The sequence below is a fragment of the Solwaraspora sp. WMMD1047 genome, from assembly GCF_029626155.1.
Lineage (GTDB): Bacteria > Actinomycetota > Actinomycetes > Mycobacteriales > Micromonosporaceae > WMMD1047.
The window spans coordinates 6,686,006-6,706,749 of sequence record NZ_JARUBL010000001.1 but is presented as its reverse complement, the minus strand read 5'-3'; the positions used below and the strand labels follow the sequence as shown (position 1 = coordinate 6,706,749).

Genomic DNA, 20,744 nt, shown 5'->3' with positions numbered 1-20,744 from the left:
ACGTCGCTAACTATCGCAAGCGTTTTGCTTGCAGGAGCTAGCACGACGAACTACCGTCGGTGTCATGCCCACGCCGAAGGATCTGCCCCGCGACGTCGGCGGCTTCATCCGCGACCTGCGCCGCAACGCCAAGATCTCGTTGCGCCAGCTCGCCGAGCAGGCCGGCGTCAGCAACCCCTACCTGAGCCAGATCGAACGCGGGCTGCGCAAGCCGAGCGCCGAGGTGCTCCAGCAACTGGCCAGCGCGCTACGCGTCTCCACCCCGGTGATGTACCTGCGGGCCGGGCTGCTCGACGACCCGGAGGGGCACGGGGTGCTCGCCTCGATCGCGGCCGACCCCGACCTCACCATGGCGCAGAAGCAGTCACTGAGCCAGATCTACGAGACGTTCCGGCGGGAGAACGCCCGCCAGGCCGAGGAGGAACCGACCGGGCCACAACCGTCGGCCCCCGCCCCCACCACACCCACCGAGGCGGTCCTGGAGTCGGTGGCGGTGACCGAGGCCGGCGCCGCCGCGCCCCCACCGACCAGCGGCACCGACCCGACCGCCAGCACCGACCCGACCGAAGACACCAGTAAGCCCGCCCGGAAGGCGGCCCGCCGGGCCGCGTCGCCGGCCAGCAGGACCGCCCCGGCGGTCGAGGAGGAGAACCAGTCATGACCGAGCCGAAGACGACCCGCATCCCGGCCCCGCTCTACGCCGCCGCCGGCGCCGGCGACTACGCGTACGAGCAGCTGCGCAAGCTGCCCGCCGTGGTCAACGGCCTCAGCGGCAAGGCCACCGTCACCACCGCCGAACTGCGCGAGAAGGCGGTCCTGACCACCGCCGAGCTGCGCGAGAAGGCCGCCGCCACGCTGCGCCAGGCCAACACCGGCGCCGTCGCCCTCAAGGAGCGCACGGCCACCGGCGAGCTGGACATGCAGCGGCTGCGCGAGGCGGCCCGCCGCAACGCCGCCGTCGTGGTGGCCGGCGCGCAGGTCGCCCAGGAGCGCGCGCTGGCCGCGTACGCGGCGATGGTCGCCCGCGGCGAGCGGGTGGTCGGCACCGGCGTGGTGCAGGCGGCCGAGACCGTCAACGCCGACATGGAGGCCACCGAGGCGCCGGCCGAGGTGACCGCCACCCCGGCGACCGTCGCCCCGGCGGTCGAGACCAGCCCGGTCGCCCCGACCGGCCACACCGCGACCCGCTCGGCGAAGAGCACCGCGAAGCCGACCGGCCCGGCGAAGAAGGCCACCGGCCCGGCCAAGCGCGGCCGCCCGGCCACCGAGAAGTAGTCAGCGGTCGCCCACTCCGGGTGCGCCACCCCACACGCACCCGGGGTGGGCGACATAAGCTTCACGGCATGGCCACTACCGCGCCGCTCTTCTACCCGGCCGTCGTCTCTGTCATCAACCTGGTCCTGCTGGTGTTCGCGCTCGTGATCCAGGGAGTGGCGCTGGTGCACTGCGTCACCCAGCGCTCGGATGCCTTCCCGGCGATCGGCACGCTGCCCAAGGGCGCCTGGGTCGCGATCCTCGCGGTGTGTCTGGTGTTGACCCTCCTGCTGTATCGGCCGATCAACCTGTTCGCGCTGATCGGGATCGCGGCGGCGCTGATCTATCTGCTCGACGTCCGGGTCGGCCTGCGGGACATGACCGACGGCAAGGGCTTCTGGTGAGAGATTTCCGCTGGCCACCGCCGCCGGACGGCGGGCCACGGACGTACGGACCCGGGCCGAGCGCCCCCCGTACCGGCCGGCCGGCGCTGCCGGAGCCGGCCACCGAGCTGATCGCCACGCCGCACGGCGTACGACTGGAGCGGTTGGTCACCGGCGACGGTGACCCGGTGACGGTCTTCGCGCACGGGCTGGCCAGTGGCATCGCCACCACCCGGCCGCTGGGCAGTGCGGTCGCCGGCCGGAAGGTGTTCTTCCAGTTCCGCGGCCACGGCCGCTCCGACGCGCCGGCCGGCCGGTGGAGCTACGCCGACCTGGCCCGGGACCTGCGGGCCATCGCCGACCTCAGCCAGGCCACCCGCGCGCTCGGAGTGAGCCTCGGCGCGGGCGCGTTGAGCCGGACCCTCTGGGAGAGCCCGGAACGCTTCGAGCGGGTGGTCTTCTTCCTCCCCGCCGTGCTGGACCAGCCGCGCCCGCCGGCCAGCCGGGACCGGCTGGCCGAGTTGCTGGCGGCGATCGCGGCCGGCGACGGGACGGCGGTCGCCGAGGCGGTCTCCGTGGAACTGCCACCGGCCATCCGGGACACCCCGGTGGGCTGGGCCTTCCTGCGCCAGCGGGTCGACCAACTGCTGCGCGACGGGCTCGCCCCGGCGCTGGCCGCGCTGCCCGAGCAGACGGCGATCCGGGACAGCTCCGCGCTGGCCGCGGTCACCGCCCCCGCCCTGGTGATCGGCTGCCTCGGCGACGACCTGCACCCGGTCGCCGTCGCCGAGCGGCTCGCCGCCGCGTTGCCGAAGGCCACCCTGCACGTGTACGACCGGCCGGGGGTGCTCTGGAACCACCGGGTCGACCTGCGGGACCGGATCGCGGGCTTCCTGAACGACGGCTAGCCATCGGGGCGGTACCCGGCGGAGTACGCTGCGCGTTCATGGGCATTTCCCACCATGGCCGCACCGAGCGCCTCGATCTCGTCGATCCTTCCCTGCGGGAGTGGACCTGCCAGGTCGTACACGTCGATCCCGAACGCGGTGTCGTGCTCGACCGGTCCGCCTTCTACCCGGGTGGCGGCGGTCAGCCGCCGGACCGGGGCGTGCTGCTGTGGCAGGGCGTGCAGACCCGGATCGTGGGGACCAACAAGGGCGACGACCTCTACCTGATTCCCGCCGAGGGCGACCCGGTGCCCCCGGTCGGCACCGAGGTGCGCGGCGCGGTCGAAGACGAGCGGCGCAGCATGCTGATGCGTACCCATTCGGGGTTGCACGTGCTCTGCGGGGTGGTGTTCCGGGACTTCGGCGCGCTTGTCACCGGCGGCAACATGGAGCCCGGTGAGGCCCGGATGGACTTCAACCTGCCCGAGGTGCCGCCGGACTTCAAGGCCCGGCTGGAGGAGCTGGTGAACGTCGAGGTCGCGGCGGACCGGTCGGTGGCGGTGAAGGTGCTGCCCCGGGAGGAGGCGCTGGCGCTGCCGGACATCATCCGCACCCAGTCGAACCTGATTCCCGCCGACGAGCGGGAGATCCGGATCGTCGACATCGTCGGGCTCGACGTGCAGGCCGACGGCGGCACCCACGTCGCGTCCACCGCCCAGATCGGCAAGATCCAGGTGGTGAAGGTGGAGAGCAAGGGGCGGGCCAACCGCCGGGTCCGGGTCCGGCTGGCGAACTGACCCCCGGCGGCCTACGCCGCGGCGGTCAGTCCGTAGTGGACCCCGGTCAGCTCCTCGGAGAGCGTCCAGAGCCGTTCGGCGGTACGCGGGTCGGTGGCGGCGGCGCTCGGACGGACCACGACCGGGTGGCCGCGCTGCTCGCCCAGGCCGGCCGGCCCGATGAACTGCCCGCCCTCGGCGCCGGGGGCGGTGGCGGCGTAGAGCTGCGGCAGCGCGCCATCCGCCGCGCTCTGTGCCAGGATCCGGTTGCCGATCGACACCGCCAGTCGGAGCAGGCGGGGACCGGGCCGCACCAGGTTGGTCGCGGCGTACCCGGGGTGGGCGAGGATGCTGCGGACCGGCAGGCCGGCGGCCCGCAGCCGGCGGTCGAGTTCGAGGCCGAACAGTACGTTCGCGAACTTCGACTGGGCGTAGAAGCCGGTCGGCGAGTAGGACCGCTCCCCGGTCAGGTCGTCGAAGTGGATCCGGCCGCGCCGGTGCACCCCTGAGCTGACGGTGACCACCCGGCCGTCCGGCGACCGCCGGATCAGGTCGAGCAGCAGACCGGTCAGGGCGAAGTGACCGAGGTGGTTGGCGGCGAACTGGCTCTCCTGACCCTGCGGGCTCAACGACCGGGGCGGCATCATGATGCCGGCGTTGTTGACCAGCACGTCCGGCCGGACGCCGTCGGCGCGCAGGGCGGCGGCGAAGGCGCGTACCGAGTCCAGGTCGGCCAGGTCGAGGTGGCGCTGTTCCAGGCTGGCGTCGGGCTGGTCGGCCCGCAGCTCCGCGATCGCGCGCTCGCCCTTCGCCGCGTCGCGGACGGCGAGGACGACGTGCCCGCCGTGCCGGGTCAGTTCCCGGGTGGTCGCCAGCCCGAGGCCGCTGTTGGCGCCGGTGACGATGAAGATCCGGCCGCGCTGGTCCGGAATCTGGTCGGCGGTCCACCGCTGCGAGGTCATGGCTCCCAGCATGGCCCGGATGCCAATCGATGTCAGCCCGCCGCCGGCAGCCGGTAGACCGAGACGTGGGAGTCCGATTCCGCGGTGAAGTCGCTCCCCGCCCAGTCGGCGTGCCGGGACTCCAGCTCGAACCCGGCCAGCTGGCCCATCAGGTCCAGCTCGGCCGGCCAGATGTAACGGTGCGGACTGCGGAACAGCCGGGCCTGATCGCTGCCGTCGACGGCGCTGCCGTCGAACCAGAAGTGGTGCGAGACGATGCGCTGCCGCAGCACGTCGAACGTGTCCATCCCGAGGTAGCCCGGCTCGTCCTGGAACACCACCCCGCGCTGACCGGGCGGCAGCTTGCGCAGCTCCGGCACCTCCAGCTCGATCACGAACCGGCCGCCGGGCGCGAGATGGCGGGCCGCGTTGCGGAAACAGGCGACCTGCTCGGCCTGGGTGAGCAGGTTGGAGATCGTGTTGTAGACCAGGTAGACGAGGGAGTACGTCCCCGGCGCGCGCGTCGTCGCCATGTCGCCGATGCGCACCGGGATCGTCGTCTCGTCCGCCTTCGTGCGGAGCTGGCCGACCATCGCGGCGGAGAGTTCGATGCCGGTGACGGGCACCCCCCGCGCGGCGAGCGGAACGGCCACCCGGCCGGTCCCGACGGCGAATTCGAGAGCCTGCCCGCCGCCGGCGAGTTCGGCGAGGCGGTCCACGGTCGGTCCGAGCACCTCGTCGGCGAACATGCCGGACCCCGGGGTGTCGTAGCGCCGGGCGACCTCGGCGGTCCAGATCGCCGCGTTCTCCGCTTCCTCCATCCGGCCAACCTCCACCGGCGTGCCCATCCGTGTCCACCGATTTAGTCCCCTCCGGGACCCAGCTTTGGTCCGCTCCGCCGACCCGGAGGTCGCCCGCTACCGGGACCCTGAGTCCGCGCTGAGCGCCGCCGCGCCGACAGTGGTCGCCTGCTCGCCGGGCGTGTCATGCTGCACGGACGGTGCCCGACGACAGCGGGCGCGACCAGGCGGGCGACCGGCCGGGCGCGACCGGTGGGCGCGGCCGGGCGGCGGGACCGAAGGGGGAGGCGGCCGGTGACGGTTGGCGAGGCGGCTGCGGCCGCACCGGCGAGGCGGTCGCTGCGGGCGCTGCTCTCCGGCCTGACAGTCATCACGATCCTCGGGCTGCTCTTCGGCGTACCGTGGTGGACCCTGACACTGGCCGGCGCCGACTGGCCGGTCGGGGTGGTGGCCGCCGGCAGTGTCGCGTTCGTCACCGCGCTGCTGGCGTTCCCGGTCCTGATGGCCCTCGGGCACGGTGCCCGCCGGCTGGACTGGGCGGCCCGCGCGGGCGACACCCTGCTCGGCGTGATCTGGGTCCTCTTCGTCTGGGCGCTGCTCGGCAACGTGGCGAAGCTGGTGCTGGCCGCCGTCGGGGTGGCCGACCCGACCCGCTCCCGGGCCGTCGCGATCGGCGCGGCCGCCGTCTCGGCCGGGCTCCTGATCTGGGGGTACGCCGAAGCGATGCGGGTGCCGCGGGTCCGGCGGGTGGAGGTGACCCTCGACCGGCTCGGCGCCGGGCTGGACGGGCTGCGGGTGGTGCTGCTCACCGACACCCACTACGGGCCGATCGACCGGGCCCGCTGGTCGGCCCGGGTGGTGGCCGCCGTCAACGACCTCGACGCCGACGTGGTCTGCCACACCGGCGACATCGCCGACGGCACCGTCGCCCAGCGCCTGGCCCAGTCGGCGCCCCTGGGTGACGTGCGGGCCCGGTTCGCCCGCGCCTACGTGACCGGCAACCACGAGTACTACGGCGAGGCCGAGGGCTGGCTGGACCGGATGCGGGAGCTGGGCTGGGAGGCGCTGCACAACCGGCACCTGGTGGTGGAACGCGGCGGTTCCCGGCTGGTGGTGGCGGGCGTGGACGACATCACCGCCGTGCACTCCGGCCGGGCCGGGCACCGCGCCGACCACGCCGCCGCGCTGGCCGGCGCCGACCCGGACGCCCCGGTGCTGCTCCTGGCCCACCAGCCGAAGCAGATCGGTGACGCCGTCGCGCACGGGGTCGACCTGCAGCTCTCCGGGCACACCCACGGCGGTCAGATGTGGCCGTTCCACTACCTGGTCCGGCTGGACCAGCCGACCGTGCAGGGGCTGAGCCGGCACGGCGCCCGGACCCAGCTCTACACCAGCCGGGGTACCGGCTTCTGGGGTCCGCCGTTCCGGATCTTCGCGCCCAGCGAGATCACCCTGCTCACCCTGCGCGCCGGCTGACCGCCCGCAGCCGGTAGCGGTTCGCGCCGAGCGACGCGTGCGGTGGCTGCGTATGCTCGTTGCTCGTGGTGACCCCGCTCGGGGCGTCCCGGGCCGTGACACCGGCCGTGGGCGCCGTCCGCCAGTTCCTCTCCGGTGTCGGGCTGCTCGTCCGGGGGCTCGGCCTCTACGCCCGCAACCCGAAGCTGGTGCTGCTCGGCATCGTGCCGGCGCTGATCACCGGCACCCTCTTCCTCGCCGGGTTCGTCGGATTGATCTACGTGGTCTCCGACCTGGCCGGCTGGCTCACCCCGTTCGCCGACGACTGGTCGACCGGCTGGCGGGATCTGTTCCGGCTGGTCGCCGCGTTCGCCATCCTGGGGGTGGCCGGCCTGATCGGGGTGCTCACCTTCACCGCGGTCACCCTGCTGATCGGGGACCCGTTCTACGAGAAGATCTCGGAGCGGGTGGAGGAGCGCTGCGGGGGCGTACCCGACCAGGTCGACGTGCCGTTCTGGCGGTCGCTGCGGCACAGCCTGGCCGACTCGGTCCGGTTGATCGCGCTGTCGGTGCTGATCGGCATCCCGCTCTTCGTCGCCGGCTTCCTGCCGGTGCTGGGGCAGACGGTGGTGCCGGTGCTGGGCGCCCTGTTCGGTGGCTGGATTCTGGCGCTGGAGCTGGTCGGCGCGCCGTTCTACCGGCGCGGGCGGCGGCTGCCGGACCGGCGCCGGGCGCTGCGCGCCAACCGGCCGACCGCGCTCGGCTTCGGGGTCGCGGTCTTCTGCTGCTTCCTGATCCCGCTCGGCGCGGTGCTGATCATGCCGGCGGCGGTGGCCGGCGCCGCCCTGCTCGCCCGCCGCTCCCTCGGCCTGCCCATCGACCCGCCACCTCCCGGCACCGCGCCGGCGAGCACCGCGCCGGCGAGCACCGCGCCGCTCGGGAGCGCGCCGGTCGGGAGCGCGCCGGCCCGGCCAGAGGACGGGGCCGGGCGCCAGGACATGGCCGAGGTCGAGGTCGAGGAGAGGTGACGGCGATGGAGATCGTCCTGGTCCAGGGGGACATCACCGAGCAGCGGGTGGACGCGATCGTGAATGCGGCCAACTCGTCGCTGCTCGGCGGCGGCGGGGTGGACGGCGCGATCCACCGCAAGGGTGGCCCGGCGATCCTCGCCGAGTGCAAGGAGCTGCGGGCCTCCCGCTACCAGCGTGGGCTGCCGACCGGCCAGGCCGTTGCCACCACCGCCGGCGACCTGCCGGCCCGCTGGGTCGTGCATACCGTCGGCCCGGTCTGGTCCGAACGGGAGGATCGCTCGGCGCTGCTACGCGGTTGCTACACCAACAGCCTCTGGGTCGCCGACGCGCTCGGCGCGACCACCGTGGCGTACCCGCTGATCTCCGCCGGCATCTACGGCTGGCCGATCGAGGACGCGGCGCGGCAGGCGCTGACCGCGTTGCGCGAGGCCACCCCGTCGACGGTAAGCGAGGTGAGGCTGGTGCTGTTCAGCGCTGAGACCTACGCCGCCGCCGAACGGGCCCGCGCGGCCGGCTGAGTCGTGCTGCCCGCTCTGCGCCCTGACTCGGCAAACCCGCGATCGTGGCGCATTGAGCCGTCGAGTTCGGCGGTGTCGTGACGGCTGGGTGGGCCACGATCCTGAGCCGCCCACGCAGCTGCCGTGCACGACCGAGGTACCAGGTTGCCGGACGCTAATCGTGTCCTGCCTGTTGACGGACGAGTTCGGCGAACCGGCGGTTGCGCACCATCTCCCCCAGTGGTACGCCGGCCCGCTCCTCGATCTCGATGGCTCTGGTGATCGCCGGAAGCAGCCCGACGACCAGGCGTTCCGCCGCACCCTCGGGCCACATCACCTCGGTCAGTTTCCGAGCCCAGTCCCGTGCCTGTTTCGGCGCGTTCGGTGGCCGTCCGTCGCCGAGTAGTTGCCGTTTCACCGCCGCCATCAGGTGAAAGCGCGCAGGCCGCAGTCGGGCCGGGATTCGCCGGGTGCGGAACAGCCACTCGACGCGGTAGTGGGTTACGGCGGCGGCGTAGTACACCTCACGGTGCCCGCCCGGCTGGAACAGCTGGGCTCGGTGCCGGTCCGTGAGCGATCTGTAGTGGCCGACCGTCGACGGTTCACCCAGTACGATCGCCGCGTACGCGCGGGTCAGCTGAGCTCGGTTGACGACCCTGGCCTTGTCAAACTCCTGGCGGGCGCTGTACTGCTTGGACCGCCGCTCGTAGTAGAGCCGATGGGCAGGCTCCTGCGCGGCGAAGAAGTCCTCCAGCTCCATGTGGAAGTCCTCGCGTGAGGAGAGCTCCTCCTCGCTCACCGCGGTCTGCCGGTTCGTCGCGGCGATGATCCCGGCAATCACGTCCTCGTCCTCGGAGTGGACAATCCGGACGCTGACCTGCGTCTCGTCGGTGAGCTGGTCCCGTTCGTGGAAGAGCACGTGGCAGGTCTGACAGCCGTTCACGATCTGGAAATCCCGGATCTGGATCCGGTCGCCGACCACGGTCAGCTCCCGGCCGACGATGGTGATGCCGTTGTTGAGGACGGCAAACCTCTCCCGGCGTACGGGATCCCGCAGGGTGTCCCGGATCTGGGTGTTGACGGCGTTGTACCCCTGGAAGTCGCGGACGTTCTCGTGGAACAGCGCCTTACGGATGTTGCCGGTCGGATCGGTCAGCACCTGTTCGACAAGTCGACGGGCCGGGACCAACCCGAACACCGACTGCACCACCCCCGGCATCGTGGGCGGAGACAGTTTCTTCACCATGTCGAAGGTGACCGACACCGCCTGGGTCGCCCGGTGGTACAGCCCGCGCAGCTCCCGCTGAGTCACGCAGCAGACGTCGACCTGGTCGAAGAGTTCGGCCCTGGACAGCAGCCGTTCGGCGGATCGAGCCTTCTCGGCGACCAGCTTCGCCACCTGACTGCCCGTGGTGATGTAGCGGATGTGCAGCTTGGGTAGCTTGCCGGTGAACTTGCCGATGTTGGCGAAGATGGCACGCAGACAGCCACGGATGTTCTCCACGTCCGGGGAGATCGGGTACGGCGGCGGGGCCTCGCCGAACAGGTGGTGCAGGTTGTCGGCCAGGTCGGAGAGCACCTTTCCCTCGAACCCGGCGGTAGTCTTCGCCTGGCCGAGGACGATGCGTACGTCGAGCTGGCGCGCCTGCTCGGTGGCCGCCCTCACCTCGGCCTCGTCGTGCAGCAACTCGCCGTTGATCAGAATGCCGAAGAAGTCGATGCCGAGGTCGTTCCCGCCACCCGTCCGGAACACATCAGGGCTGAACTCGTCCTCGTAGAACGAACTGAGGACGCAGAACCCCGCGAAGGTCTCGAACGCCTCCTCCAGCTTGAGGTCGGTCAGGTCGCGGTCGCGCTGGAACTGCCGGACCAAACCCTCGATAACGATGTCCATCTTCGCCTCCTCCCGCCGAAGGGTCGTTACGCTCGGGCCCGTCTCAGGACCTCTTCGTTGGTCAACGCGCTCTTGGGGTGCGCACTGAGGCACATCGGAGTGGCCACCTTCTGGAAGCCAAGGCCCTCGCCCGCGGCGTAGAACTGGCCGGCGGTCAGTCGGGAGATGTCCAGCACTCCGCTTGCCTTGGCCTGTGCCATCTCCTTGGCGGCGGTGATCTGGGCCTGGCTGTTGAGGAAGCCGTAGAACTGGGTGGCCGCGTTCCCGACGATCCGGTTGTGGATGCCCCGGGGTGCCTGAGTGGCGAAGACCAGGCCGAGTCCGTATTTGCGAGCCTGACTGGCCAGCGCCAGCGTGCTCTCGGTGCAGGCCGTCATGGCACCGGACGGCGCCAGGGTCTGCGCCTCGTCCATCACGAACAACCCGCCGAGCGGGCGGTCGCCGGCCGGATGCTGCTTGATCCAGGCGAAGAGTGCCATCTGCAACTGGTTGGCGAAGCTCTGCCGCTGCTCGTTGCTGGGCAGGCCGATCAGGCTGATCACCGAGACCCGGGCCCGCTTGCCCGCCGCCGGGGTGAACAGCACGCCGGGATCGAGTGGCACCCCGGAACCACCGAAGAGTGGGTCGTTGATCATCGCGGCGGCGAGTGTCTGCGCCATCTCGTGGGCGAGTTCGGCCGCCTTCGACAGCGGTGTCACCTCGTCGGGCAACTCCGCCAGCAGGTCGACGAAGCCGGTCAGCCGGTTACCACCGCGACGGGCGTAGAAGCTGAGCGCTTCCCGCAGCACCGCCCGCCCGCGTTCCATCTTCGCGGTGTTGCCGGCCATCCGGGCGCGGGGCGCGAGCGCCGCTACGGCCGTGTCCAGGGCCAGCTCGAAGTCGTCCGGGTCGTCGAGCACTGCCCCGAAGTCCGGCAGCGGCTGCAGGCTGAGGGGTCGGCCGGACTCCCGGCGCGGAGTCCAGATCACGACGTCCGTGCCGGCCAGGTAGGCGTCGGCCCGGCGGCTGTCCCCGGCGGCCCAGGTAGCGGGGGGCACCGGCCACCGGTCGCCGAGCCGGGCCAGGTCGTTGTTCGGATCCAGCGCGATCGTAGAGACGCCGGCCAGCGCGGACTCCTCGATCAGGCGCCGGATGAGCACGGTCTTGCCGGAACCCGAGCCGGCGAAGATCGCCACATGCTTCCGGAGCGACTCCAGCGCGACTTGGAAGGGAGTGCCGGGACCAAGCACGGTCCCCAACCGGATCGACGCGGCCGGTTCCGCTGGTCCGGCCGGTTCCGCCGGGTCGCCCGCCGGTCCGGCCTGGTCCGAGGCCGGACCTTGTCTCGGTCCATTCGGCGGGTCGGCGACTGGCCGTGCCCCGCCCGGCGGCGGTGGCCCGAAGACGGTTCGGAAGAGGTCGGTGCTGCAGGCCGGGCGGCGCGACTTCAACCACGCAGGAAACGCTTGGTGCTTTTCGTCGAACATCGTGGCCAGCGAGTCGAAGACCTTGAGGTCGTCGACGATCGCCGTGGCGACCGTGCCGCCCAACCGCCTGAACTCCCGCAGCTTCCGCTGGGTGACAGGCCCGCCCGGCCACGGGACGCCAGCCGGGCGCAGCAGGACAGCCCGTCGGCTGGTGATCTCCGGATCGAGATCCGCGATCACCCGAACCCGTTCGATGCGGGCCTGTACGGCCCGGTGGTGCGACCGGGAGATCGCCCGGAACGACCAGTGCGCCTCGTCCTCGATCGTCTCGTCGAGGATCTCCCGCAGCATCGCGTGTACGGTCGGATTGGTGCCGAGCCCCGGCGTGACGACGTAGCGGCCGGCCGGCGCGCCCTGCTCCTCCACCCACGCGTGCAGACCCGCCGACAGGAGCTGCGGCATCCGCTGGTCCTCGGTCGCTGGGTCGAGCGCGGCGCTGACGTCCGCCGACTGGCACAGTCGGGCGAATCGTGCGTCGAGCTCGGCGAGTTCGTCAGGTCGAGCCGGCGTTTCGTCCGGGGCGGTCAGGTCGAGGGTGTCGGCGAAGCTCTCCAGCGGCACCACCCGGTCGCGACGCAGGCAGGACTGGATGTGTGCCTCCACCCGTTGCAGCAGCTGGCGGGGGGTGAAGTCGGGCGCATCCTGGAAGGCGGCCGGTCGTACCGGCCAGGTCGGCCAGGGCGGCTCGAAACCGGCCGCCTGATAGGGCGGGGCCAGGCTGGCGGCGATCAGTTTCCGGCCGACCTCGGGCGAGGCCAGCCTGGTGAGCCGGGTCTCCCGCCGGAACCGGTCCCCGATAGAGGCAAGCGCGTGATCTCTTATCAACTGCCAGGAGGTCGATAGGCAGGCGACCACGGTGACGGTTCGGTGCAGCGTCTCCCGAAGATCCATCAGACCCGTGCCGAGCTCGTCCGCCACCTGGACCCGGTGGTCCGGCTCCGGCCTGTCGCCGGTGGCCCGGACAGTCGTGTGCTGGGCCTGGGCGAAGATCGTGTCGATCTGGTCGGCCGCGATCAGGCTCGGCCCGGTGGTCGCCAACAGCCGGGAGATCTCCTCGGCTACCTCGTGTGGGGTCTGGGGCGCGACCGATACCCCCCACCTGGCCCACTCCTCGGCCTCGCCGTCGGGCTGACAGGCGAGAACAGCCTCGCCGATGTCCTGGAGGTCGACGTCGGCGGCGCCGAGGAGGACCAGCGCCCGGAGTACCTGCCGGGACCGCCGGCCGAGGTTCGGATTGGCCCGGCGGACCGCGGCGACGAAGGCTCCGAGCGACTCGCCGGTCAGTGCTTGTCGACCGGTTACCCGGTCGCGCAGGCCGGCGTCGACGCCGGCGCGGTCGGCCAACCGGTCGAGCAGGGCGACCAGCTGGCTGCGGTCATCCGATCCGGGCTTACGCAGACCGGTGAGGTAGGTCTGCACGATCGTCGACCAGAAGTTCTTGCCCTGGGTTAGGCCGATCAGGAAGAAGTACCCGTTGCGTCGCAGCACCTGGGTGCGCGTCCAGCGCAGCATGTGGGTCTTGCCGACCCCGTGCTGTCCCTCCACGACGACGCCGAGCGGACAGGGACCGGGACTCGCCGCCGCCTCGTCGAAGGCGTCCAGGATGGCCCGCGCGACGTAGTCGTTCAGCCCTTCGACGTGGACACCGGGGGGCTGCCAGACCTGCTCCCGGTTGGGTGCCAGGTCGAACCTCACTTCGCCGAGCGCACGCCGCTCCCACTCGTTCACGAGCGCCCACTCGTGATCAGATGCTTGTCCTCACCACCGATGCTGATCGCGGCCTCCCTGGCCTCCGGTTCGAGCGCCTTGCGGTTGGTCTCCGGTTCGAGATGGATCCGCCGATCCCGGTCCATCGCCTTGAGCGCGGCGTCCAGCACCGGACGCTCGACATCGGCCAGTCGGCGCCGCACTCTGGCCAGGCTCACCAGATCGCCCGGGTTGCCGGCCAGTTCGTGGTAGACGGCCAGCACCCGCTCCTCGACCCCGGCCGGCGCGGCCTGGGTGTCGTCGGTCGCGGGGTGTTCAATCGCGCGCAACGCGTCCTCGAACCGCACACCGGTACGGGCCAGGTGGCGGGAGAACATGTCGACCCAGCCGTAGAGCAACCTGGCGAGCGCGGTCACCTGTGGCGGTAGCGGCTCGGCGGCCACGGTGCCTCCGCGTTCCCAGCCTTTCGGGGTGAGCGTGTGGAAGATCGTGCCGCGGAATCCAGCCCGCCATTCGATCAGTTTGGCGTCTGCCAGTTCATTCCGGACCGATTTCTCGATCTTGAATCGGAAGCGCTCGTGGAGCTGGGGATTCGATGCCTCGTTGACATTGATCATTAGTGCGATGAGGGCCTGTCGAGCGGGCGCGCTCAACTGCTTGTCCGGCATGGTCATGATCTCCGGGGGTGAGCCGACGGACGGGAATCGCCATCATGGCGAAGCGCAACAGGCAACAGGGAGGGGTTGATCGGTGGAAATTTCCCGGCCAGCCTGTCTGGTATTGGACATCGCAGATCCGAAGGCCGGCCATTACTCGGTGCCGATTCCCCGCCAACAGGCCGATTCCCCACCCATCGTTCGGCGCGGATCGGACGGACGGACCGTCCCGGTGAGTCAGGCCGACTCGCGGACGATCAGGTCGGTCGGGAGGATCAGGGCCGGTTCGATCTGTTCGCCGGCCGCCAGCCGGAGCAGTTGCCGGGTCATCTCCCGGCCGATCTGCAGGATCGGCTGGCGCACGGTGGTCAGCGGCGGATCGGTGTAGCGGGCGATCTCGATATCGTCGAAGCCGATCACCGCCACGTCGTCGGGCACCCGCCGGCCGGCCTCGCGCAGCGTGCGCAGCGCGCCGTGCGCCATCAGGTCGGAGGCGACGAAGACCGCGTCCAGCTCCGGGTCGTCGGCGAGCAGTTGCCGCATGGCCAGCGCCCCGGACTCCCGGGTGAAGTCGCCGACCGCCACGATCGACCGGCGGCTGGAGTCCTGCAGCTCGGCCCGGTAACCGGCCAGCCGTTCGATGCCGGCGACCATGTCCTGCGGGCCGGCGATGGTGGCGATCCGCCGCCGCCCCGAGTCGAGCAGGTGCCGGACCGCCCGGGTCACCCCGCCGATGTGGTCGACGTCGATGTACGACACCGGCACCGGGGCCCGGCCGAGCGGGCGGCCACCCACCACGACCGGGATGCCGAGCCGGGCCAGCGTGCCGGGCAGCGGGTCGCTGCCGTGCAGCGAGGCGAAGAGTACGCCGTCGACGTGCCGGCCCATGGCGTACCGCTCGACCCGGTCGTGGCTGGCGGTCGACTCGGCCAGCATCAGCACCAGCTGCTTGTCGGCGGCCTCCAACTCCTGGCTGACGCCGCGGATGATGCCGGGAAACCACTGGTCGTCGGAGAAGACCCGGGTGGCGGCCTCGGGCAGCACCAGCGCCACCGAGTCGGTCCGCTGGGTGACCAGGCTGCGGGCGGCCAGGTTCGGCACGTACCCGAGTTCCTGGACGGCCCGGCGGACCGCCTCCTGGATCGGCTCGGCGACCGTGGTCGAGCCGTTCACCACCCGGGAGACGGTGGCCCGGGACACGCCGGCACGGCGTGCCACCGCCTCCAGCGTGGGTCGCTCCCGTGCCGCCGTCATCCCGCCCCCCATGTCCCGGTCGCCGCCGGCCCTTACAGACCGTTACGGCGTATCACGTCCTGGTACCACAGTGCGCTGTCCTTGGGCACCCGTCGCTGGGTCTGGTAGTCGACGTGGATGATCCCGAACCGCTTGCGGTAGCCCTCGGCCCATTCGAAGTTGTCAAGCAACGACCATACGAGATAGCCGCGCAGGTCGACCCCCCGGGCGATCGCCTCGTGCACGGCCCGCAGGTGGCCGTCGAGGTAGCTGATCCGGTCGGCGTCGGGGACCCGGTCCCGTTCGTCGCCGCCGAACTTGTCGGCGAACGCGGCACCGTTCTCGGTGATCATCAGCGGTACCGGTGGGTAGTCGCGGGCGATCCGTTCCAGCAGCCGGGTCAGCCCGGCCGGCTCGATCATCCAGCCCATGTCGGTGACCGGGCCGGTGGGGGCCTTGAACTCGATCCCCTCGGTGCCCGGGTACGCCCCACCGCCGCCGGCCGCGTCCGGTCGCCCGGCGACGTAGGTCGGCGCGTAGTAGTTGATGCCGAGCAGGTCCAGCGGCTCGTTGATGATCTTCTCGTCGCCGTCCTGCAGAAAGGCGGTGTCGGTGAACCGGTCGATGTGCGCCAGCACGTCCTCGGGGTAGCGGCCGAGCAGCAGCGGGTCGTAGAAGATCCGGTTGTGCAGGCCGTCGACGAGGTGCGCGGCGGCCAGGTCGGCGGCGCTGTCCGGGTCGGCGGGGAAGACCGCCGCCGGGTTGAGCGTGATCCCCAGCGTGTCCACCCCGGCCGCCCGCAGCGCCCGCCCGGCCAGCCCGTGGCCGAGCAGCAGGTGGTGTACGGCGGCGAAGGTGTCCGCCGGGTCCTGCCGGCCGGGCGCGTGCACCCCGTTGCCGTAGCCCAGGTACGCCGAGCACCACGGTTCGTTGAGCGTGGTCCAGGTGCCGACCCGGTCGCCGAGCCGGGCGTGCACCGCGACCGCGTACTCGGCGAACCGTTCGGCGGTCTCCCGGTTGGGCCAGCCGCCCCGGTCCTCCAGGCTCTGCGGCAGGTCCCAGTGGTAGAGCGTGACGATCGGGTCGATGCCGCGGCCGTGCAGCGCGTCCACCAGCCGGTCGTAGAAGTCCAGCCCGCGCGGGTTGACCGGGCCGGCGCCGTCCGGCTGGATCCGGGGCCAGGACACCGAGAACCGGTACGCCTGCAGCCCCAGCTCGGCCATCAGCGCCACGTCCTGCGGGTACCGGTGGTAGTGGTCGCAGGCGACGTCGCCGGTGTGGCCGGCGTGCACCTTTCCCGGCGTACGGCTGAAGGTGTCCCAGATCGACGGGCCGCGACCGTCGTCGTGGGCCGCGCCCTCGATCTGGTACGCGGCGGTGGCCGCGCCCCACAGGAATCCGTCCGGGAACCGCACGCTCGCCTCCAAGTGGCTCACTGTTTGACCGCGCCTTCCATGATGCCGCCGATTATCTGTCGGCCGAAGATGACGAAGACAGCCAGTAGCGGCAGGGTGGCCAGCGCGGTGCCGGTGAAGACCTGCGACATGTCCTGGTAGTAGCCGTTTGACAGGGCCCGCAGGCTCAGTTGCACGGTCGGGTTCTCCGGGTCGTTGAGCACCGCGTACGGCCAGAGGAAGTCGTTCCAGGTGGTCATGAAGGTGAGCAGACCGAGTACGGCGGCGGCCGGCCGCAGCGCCGGCAGCACCACGTGCCAGAAGATCCGGACCGTGCCGCAGCCGTCCATCCTGGCCGCCTCGATCAGCTCGGTGCTGACCGCCTGGCTGGCGTACTGGCGCATCATGAACACCCCGAAGCCGGTGACCAGGGCGGGGACGATGACGGCCTGGAGCTGGTCGTTCCAGTCCAGCCGGGTCATCAGCATGTAGAGCGGGATGACGCCGAGCTGGGTGGGCACCATCATGGTCGCGATGATCACCATCAGCAGCGCGTTGCGGCCCCGGAACCGCAGCTTGGCGAAGGCGAAGCCGGCCAGCGAGGAGAAGAACACCACCGAGATGGTGACCGAGCCGGCCACGATCGCCGAGTTGAGCATGCCGGTGAGGAAGTACGCGTCGGTGTTGGCGAAGAGCCGTTCGATGTTGCCGGGCAGGTTGCCGCCGGGGGTGACCGGCGGCGGCACCTGCCCCATCGTGTCGCTGGACCGGGTGGCGACGACGAACATCCAGTAGATCGGGAAGATCGACAGCACCGCGGCGGCGACCAGGGCGAGGTAGGTCAGCGGGCTGGCCGCCCAGAGGTGGCTGGTGGCGCCGCCGCGCCGGTTGGTGGCGCCGAGCCGGGGCTTGGGCGCGACGGCCGGTGGGGGAGCGGTGAAGGTGGTCAAGGTCGTCACCGGCCTTCGCTGGGGTCGCCGGCGCGTGAGCCGTTGCCGAGCCGGCGGATGATCAGGACGTTGATGATGGCCACGACGACGATCAGCGCGAAGAGCATCCAGGCCACGGCGGAGCCGTACCCGAAGTTGTAGTTCGGGGCGAACGCGTTCTCGAACATGTACATCGTCATGGTCTGCGACTCGCGCAGCGGCCCGCCCCGGATCGGGTTGGTGCCGGAGTTGAACAGCAGCGGCTCGGTGAAGAGTTGCAGGCCGCCGATGGTGGAGATGATGACGCAGAAGATGATCGTCGGCCGCAGCAGCGGCACGGTGATCGACCAGAACTGCCGGGCCCGGGCGGCGCCGTCGATGGCCGCCGACTCGTACAGGTCGCGCGGGATGGCCTGCATCGCGGCGAGGAAGATCAGCGCGTTGTAGCCGGTCCAGCGCCAGTCGACCATGGTGGAGATGGCCACCCAGGAGGCGAACCGGTTGGCCTTCCAGTCGATGGCGTCGACGCCGACCAGGTCGAGCAGCCAGTTGATCATGCCGAACTCGCGGCTGAAGAGCTGGGCGAAGATGATCGCCACGGCGGCGGTGGAGGTGATGTTCGGGATCAGCACCCCCATCCGGAACAGCGTCCGGCCGCGTAGCCGCCGGTTGAGCAGGTTGGCCAGCCAGAGCGCGAGCAGCAGTTGCGGCACCGTGGAGATGACGAAGATGCCGAGGGTGTTGACGACCGCGTTCCAGAAGTCGCCGTCGGCGAGCAGCGTCGAGTAGTTGTCGAGGCCGACGAAGGTGTGTTCGGTCGCCAGCAGGTCCCAGTCGTGCAGTGAGACCCAGAGCGTGTAGCCGAGCGGGTAGGCCCCGAAGATCGCGAAAAGAACGAAGAACGGAGCGATGAACAGGTACGGGGAGAGCTTCACGTCGAGGCGGCTGAACCCGACCCGGGGCGGCTTCTGCGGGGGCGCCGCCGCTCTGGTCCGCGGGCGCAGCTCCTGCTGGACGGTCATGCGCGGTCTTCCTTTCGATCCGGCCGGGGGGCGATCCGGCCGGCCGGCGGCGGCGCCTGCCGTCCCGGGCCCTGTCGGTGGTCCGGGACGGCAGGCGGGACGGGCTACTTCTCGGCGGCCTTCTTGGCGTTGCCGACCGCGTCGGCCCAGCCCTCGTCCGGGCTCCGCTGTCCCAGTTCGACGGTCCGGACGGCGTTCTCCACCTCGGTGCGGACGGCCTGGTTCTTCGGACCCATGTAGACCGGCTTGAGGTTCTTGGCGCCGGAGCCGAAGATCTGCCCCACCGGCGCGTTGTTGAAGTACGCGTTCGTCGAGTCGGCCACCGCCGGGTCGTCGAGCGCTTGCGGCGAGGACGGCAGCGGTCCCTTGGCCTTGAACGCGCCGATCTGCCCTTCGGTGCTGGTCAGGAACTTCGCCAGCGCGGCCGCCTCGGCCTGGTGCTCGCTCTGTTTCGGCACGGCCAGGAACGAGCCGCCCCAGTTGCCGCCGTTGCCGGGCACGGTGGCGATGTCCCACTTGCCGGCCGCGTCGGCGCCCGCGTTGCCCTCGATCACGCCGGTCATCCAGGCCGGGCAGGCGATGGTGGCGAACTTGGCCTGTTTGAAGGCGGCCACCCACTCCTCCGACCAGGCGCCGTACTTGCCGGACAGGCCGGAGTCGATGATGTCCATGGTGATGTCCCAGGCCTGCCGGACGGCCGGGTTGCTGTCGACGACCAGGTTGTCGCTGGTGTCGTAGTAGTGGTAGCCGCCCGCGTTGCCGGCGGTCTGCAGCACGATGGTGTTGAAGGTGTTGGTGGCCGCGTCGAGGAACGACGCGCCGGTGTCGGCGGCCTTGAACCGCTCACCGGTGGCGATGTAGTCGGCCCAGGTCGGCCAGAGCTTGCTGACCTCCTCCCGGTCGGTCGGCAGGCCGGCCTTGGCGAACAGGTCGCTGCGGTAGCACATCGCCATTCCGCCGACGTCGGTGCCGAGCCCGATGAGCTGGCTGCCGTCGGCGGTCAGCCCCTGGTTCCACTTCCACTCCATGAAGTTGCCCTGGAGTTCGGCGGCGCCGTGGTCGAGGAGGTTGACGAAGTTGCCGGGGTTGGCCTTGTACTCGACGAGCAGTCCTTCCTCGATGGCGACGATGTCGCCGGCGCCCTTGCCGGCGGCCAGCCACTGGGTCAGCTTGGGGGAGTACTCGTCCAGGTTGCTGCCGGTGCCCCGCTCGACGATCTTCACGTCGGGGTTGGCGGCCATGTATTCCTTGTAAAGCTCTTCGTAGCCGAACTGGCCGAAGACGTCGACGGTCAGGGTGATCGTGCCGTCCTCGCCGGCATCGTCGCCGCCACCGCAGGCGGTGGCGGCGAGCAGCACGCCGACGGCTGCGACGGCGGTGGCGACGAGTCGGCGACGGCGCGGGTTGACGCCCATCTGGACCCCTCTCAGGTCGTGATGTGGTGGGGTGTTTGTCCGGTTCTGACGGTCCGGAGCGCCCGCCGCATTCGGCTGTGAGAGCGCTCTCAGGAAGCGTGGGACTTGTGTCGAGCGGTGTCAAGAGAGCGCTCTCAGAATGTTGCCGGCGCGTTACCTGAGCCGGGGGAGAGCGTTGACGCGGCCGCTCAGCGGGCGCGCAGGCCGGCCAGCAGGGTGGCGTCGCCGGTCACGTCCAGCACGTCGAAGCCGATCCGGCCCCAGAGCGCCAGCAGCAGATCGCTTGCCGTACCGGTGGCGTGCACCCGGGCGTGGTGGTCGTCGTCGTCCAGGATCGTATCGGTGTCCAGCAGCGCGATGCCCTCGCCGCGCAGCCGCAGATACCACTCCTGGCCGGCGTCGGCCGCGACCAGTTGGACCACTCCGTGCAGCGGCTCCCGGGAGAGTCGCCGGCCGCCCGGCAGCCAGGTGTCGAGCACCTCGCTGACCCCGTCGATGGCCAGCTTCATCTCGACCGGACCGCCCGCTGCGGTGGCCATCTGCGCGTCCCACCGGTGAATCGCCGTCTCGTGGGCCATCCGGCGGTGCCAGAAGATTGCCTTGTTCGGCTGCGGCGCCCAGTTCCACCGGGTCGCTTCCGGGTCCACCGACTCCAGCGCCGCCATCAACGCGTCGAACTCGGTGCGCCACCAGTCGAGGGCGGCCGTCCCGGTCGGCAGGTCGGTCGGCTGGGAGCGCGGTGCGGGTGGCTCGGTGTCGTCTCGGTCCAGCACGCCGCGGACCCAGCCGTACACCGAGCCGAGGTGATGGACCAGGTCGGTCATGGTCCACTCGGGACAGGAGAGGATCGGGGTGTCCGGGGGAGCCTGGGAAACCGCGTCCGCGAAGGCCGGACCCTCGGCGCGGAGCGCGCTGATCCAGAAGTCCTTCGTCCCGTGCGGTCTGCTCATGCGTTCCTCCGTGTCCGACCGGGCGACCAGTGGGTCGCGCGGCTGCCTCTCAGC

Annotated in this window: 19 protein-coding genes; 8 read left to right on the top strand and 11 right to left on the bottom strand. The window is 71.1% G+C overall.

All coding sequences use genetic code 11. The features are described 5' to 3' along the window. Positions 1 to 64 precede the first annotated feature (64 nt). The 5 genes from O7627_RS30685 to O7627_RS30665 all read left to right on the top strand — a co-directional run bounded on the left by O7627_RS30685 (position 65) and on the right by O7627_RS30665 (position 3,321). Positions 65 to 661, top strand: coding sequence for a helix-turn-helix transcriptional regulator (locus O7627_RS30685; protein WP_278096934.1), 597 nt, complete (start codon positions 65 to 67; stop codon positions 659 to 661). Beyond that, a complete protein-coding gene (locus O7627_RS30680) occupies positions 658 to 1,275 on the top strand; it encodes a hypothetical protein (protein WP_278096933.1) in 618 nt (205 codons plus the stop codon). The genes O7627_RS30685 and O7627_RS30680 overlap by 4 nt, the downstream gene beginning before the upstream one ends. A gap of 68 nt (positions 1,276 to 1,343) precedes the next feature. Next, a complete protein-coding gene (locus O7627_RS30675; protein ID WP_278096932.1) occupies positions 1,344 to 1,658 on the top strand; it encodes a DUF2516 family protein in 315 nt (104 codons plus the stop codon). After that, a complete protein-coding gene (locus tag O7627_RS30670; RefSeq protein ID WP_278096931.1) occupies positions 1,655 to 2,545 on the top strand; it encodes an alpha/beta hydrolase in 891 nt (296 codons plus the stop codon). Before O7627_RS30675 ends, O7627_RS30670 begins: the two co-directional genes overlap by 4 nt. A gap of 38 nt (positions 2,546 to 2,583) precedes the next feature. Beyond that, positions 2,584 to 3,321, top strand: a complete 738-nt coding sequence (locus O7627_RS30665; protein WP_278096930.1) for an alanyl-tRNA editing protein — start codon at positions 2,584 to 2,586, stop codon at positions 3,319 to 3,321. 11 nt (positions 3,322 to 3,332) lie between these two features. Here the strand turns inward: O7627_RS30665 and O7627_RS30660 are convergent, their stop codons facing one another. Together O7627_RS30660 and O7627_RS30655 are read right to left on the bottom strand one after the other, a co-directional pair. After that, positions 3,333 to 4,262, bottom strand: coding sequence for an oxidoreductase (locus O7627_RS30660; RefSeq protein WP_278096929.1), 930 nt, complete (start codon positions 4,260 to 4,262; stop codon positions 3,333 to 3,335). Between the two features lie 32 nt (positions 4,263 to 4,294). Next, a complete protein-coding gene (locus O7627_RS30655; protein ID WP_278096928.1) occupies positions 4,295 to 5,062 on the bottom strand; it encodes a class I SAM-dependent methyltransferase in 768 nt (255 codons plus the stop codon). A gap of 273 nt (positions 5,063 to 5,335) precedes the next feature. Here O7627_RS30655 and O7627_RS30650 point away from each other — a divergent pair, with 273 nt between their 5' ends. The 3 genes from O7627_RS30650 (at position 5,336) to O7627_RS30640 (ending at position 8,045) form a co-directional block, all read left to right on the top strand. Further along, positions 5,336 to 6,517, top strand: coding sequence for a metallophosphoesterase (locus O7627_RS30650; protein WP_278096927.1), 1,182 nt, complete (start codon positions 5,336 to 5,338; stop codon positions 6,515 to 6,517). 65 nt (positions 6,518 to 6,582) lie between these two features. Next, positions 6,583 to 7,524, top strand: coding sequence for an EI24 domain-containing protein (locus tag O7627_RS30645; protein WP_278096926.1), 942 nt, complete (start codon positions 6,583 to 6,585; stop codon positions 7,522 to 7,524). Positions 7,525 to 7,529: 5 nt separating this feature from the next. Further along, a complete protein-coding gene (locus O7627_RS30640) occupies positions 7,530 to 8,045 on the top strand; it encodes an O-acetyl-ADP-ribose deacetylase (protein WP_278096925.1) in 516 nt (171 codons plus the stop codon). 154 nt (positions 8,046 to 8,199) lie between these two features. Here the strand turns inward: O7627_RS30640 and O7627_RS30635 are convergent, their stop codons facing one another. The 9 genes from O7627_RS30635 to O7627_RS30595 form a co-directional block, all read right to left on the bottom strand. Continuing rightward, entirely contained in the window at positions 8,200 to 9,918 is a 1,719-nt protein-coding gene (locus O7627_RS30635) for an AIPR family protein (RefSeq protein WP_278096924.1), read from the bottom strand. 26 nt (positions 9,919 to 9,944) lie between these two features. Continuing rightward, positions 9,945 to 13,079, bottom strand: a complete 3,135-nt coding sequence (locus O7627_RS30630) for a DUF87 domain-containing protein (RefSeq protein ID WP_278096923.1) — start codon at positions 13,077 to 13,079, stop codon at positions 9,945 to 9,947. Positions 13,080 to 13,108: 29 nt separating this feature from the next. Next, on the bottom strand, positions 13,109 to 13,759 hold the full coding sequence (locus tag O7627_RS30625) for a hypothetical protein (protein ID WP_278096922.1): 651 nt from the start codon (positions 13,757 to 13,759) through the stop codon (positions 13,109 to 13,111). A 225-nt stretch (positions 13,760 to 13,984) separates the two neighbouring features. Next, positions 13,985 to 15,001 carry a LacI family DNA-binding transcriptional regulator gene (locus O7627_RS30620; RefSeq protein ID WP_278096921.1) on the bottom strand — a complete coding sequence of 339 codons (1,017 nt, stop codon included), beginning with the start codon at positions 14,999 to 15,001 and terminating at the stop codon, positions 13,985 to 13,987. A 32-nt stretch (positions 15,002 to 15,033) separates the two neighbouring features. Beyond that, positions 15,034 to 16,407, bottom strand: a complete 1,374-nt coding sequence (locus O7627_RS30615; RefSeq protein WP_278098495.1) for a GH1 family beta-glucosidase — start codon at positions 16,405 to 16,407, stop codon at positions 15,034 to 15,036. A gap of 5 nt (positions 16,408 to 16,412) precedes the next feature. Then, positions 16,413 to 17,219 (bottom strand): carbohydrate ABC transporter permease, encoded by an 807-nt coding sequence (locus tag O7627_RS30610; protein ID WP_278098494.1) that lies wholly within the window; start codon positions 17,217 to 17,219, stop codon positions 16,413 to 16,415. A 110-nt stretch (positions 17,220 to 17,329) separates the two neighbouring features. Next, the gene (locus O7627_RS30605) at positions 17,330 to 18,325 is read right to left on the bottom strand and encodes a sugar ABC transporter permease (RefSeq protein ID WP_278096920.1); all 996 of its coding nucleotides are present in this window, start codon (positions 18,323 to 18,325) and stop codon (positions 17,330 to 17,332) included. Positions 18,326 to 18,429: 104 nt separating this feature from the next. Then, the gene (locus tag O7627_RS30600) at positions 18,430 to 19,740 is read right to left on the bottom strand and encodes an ABC transporter substrate-binding protein (protein WP_278096919.1); all 1,311 of its coding nucleotides are present in this window, start codon (positions 19,738 to 19,740) and stop codon (positions 18,430 to 18,432) included. Between the two features lie 188 nt (positions 19,741 to 19,928). Next, positions 19,929 to 20,690, bottom strand: coding sequence for a maleylpyruvate isomerase N-terminal domain-containing protein (locus O7627_RS30595; RefSeq protein WP_278096918.1), 762 nt, complete (start codon positions 20,688 to 20,690; stop codon positions 19,929 to 19,931). Positions 20,691 to 20,744 lie beyond the last annotated feature (54 nt).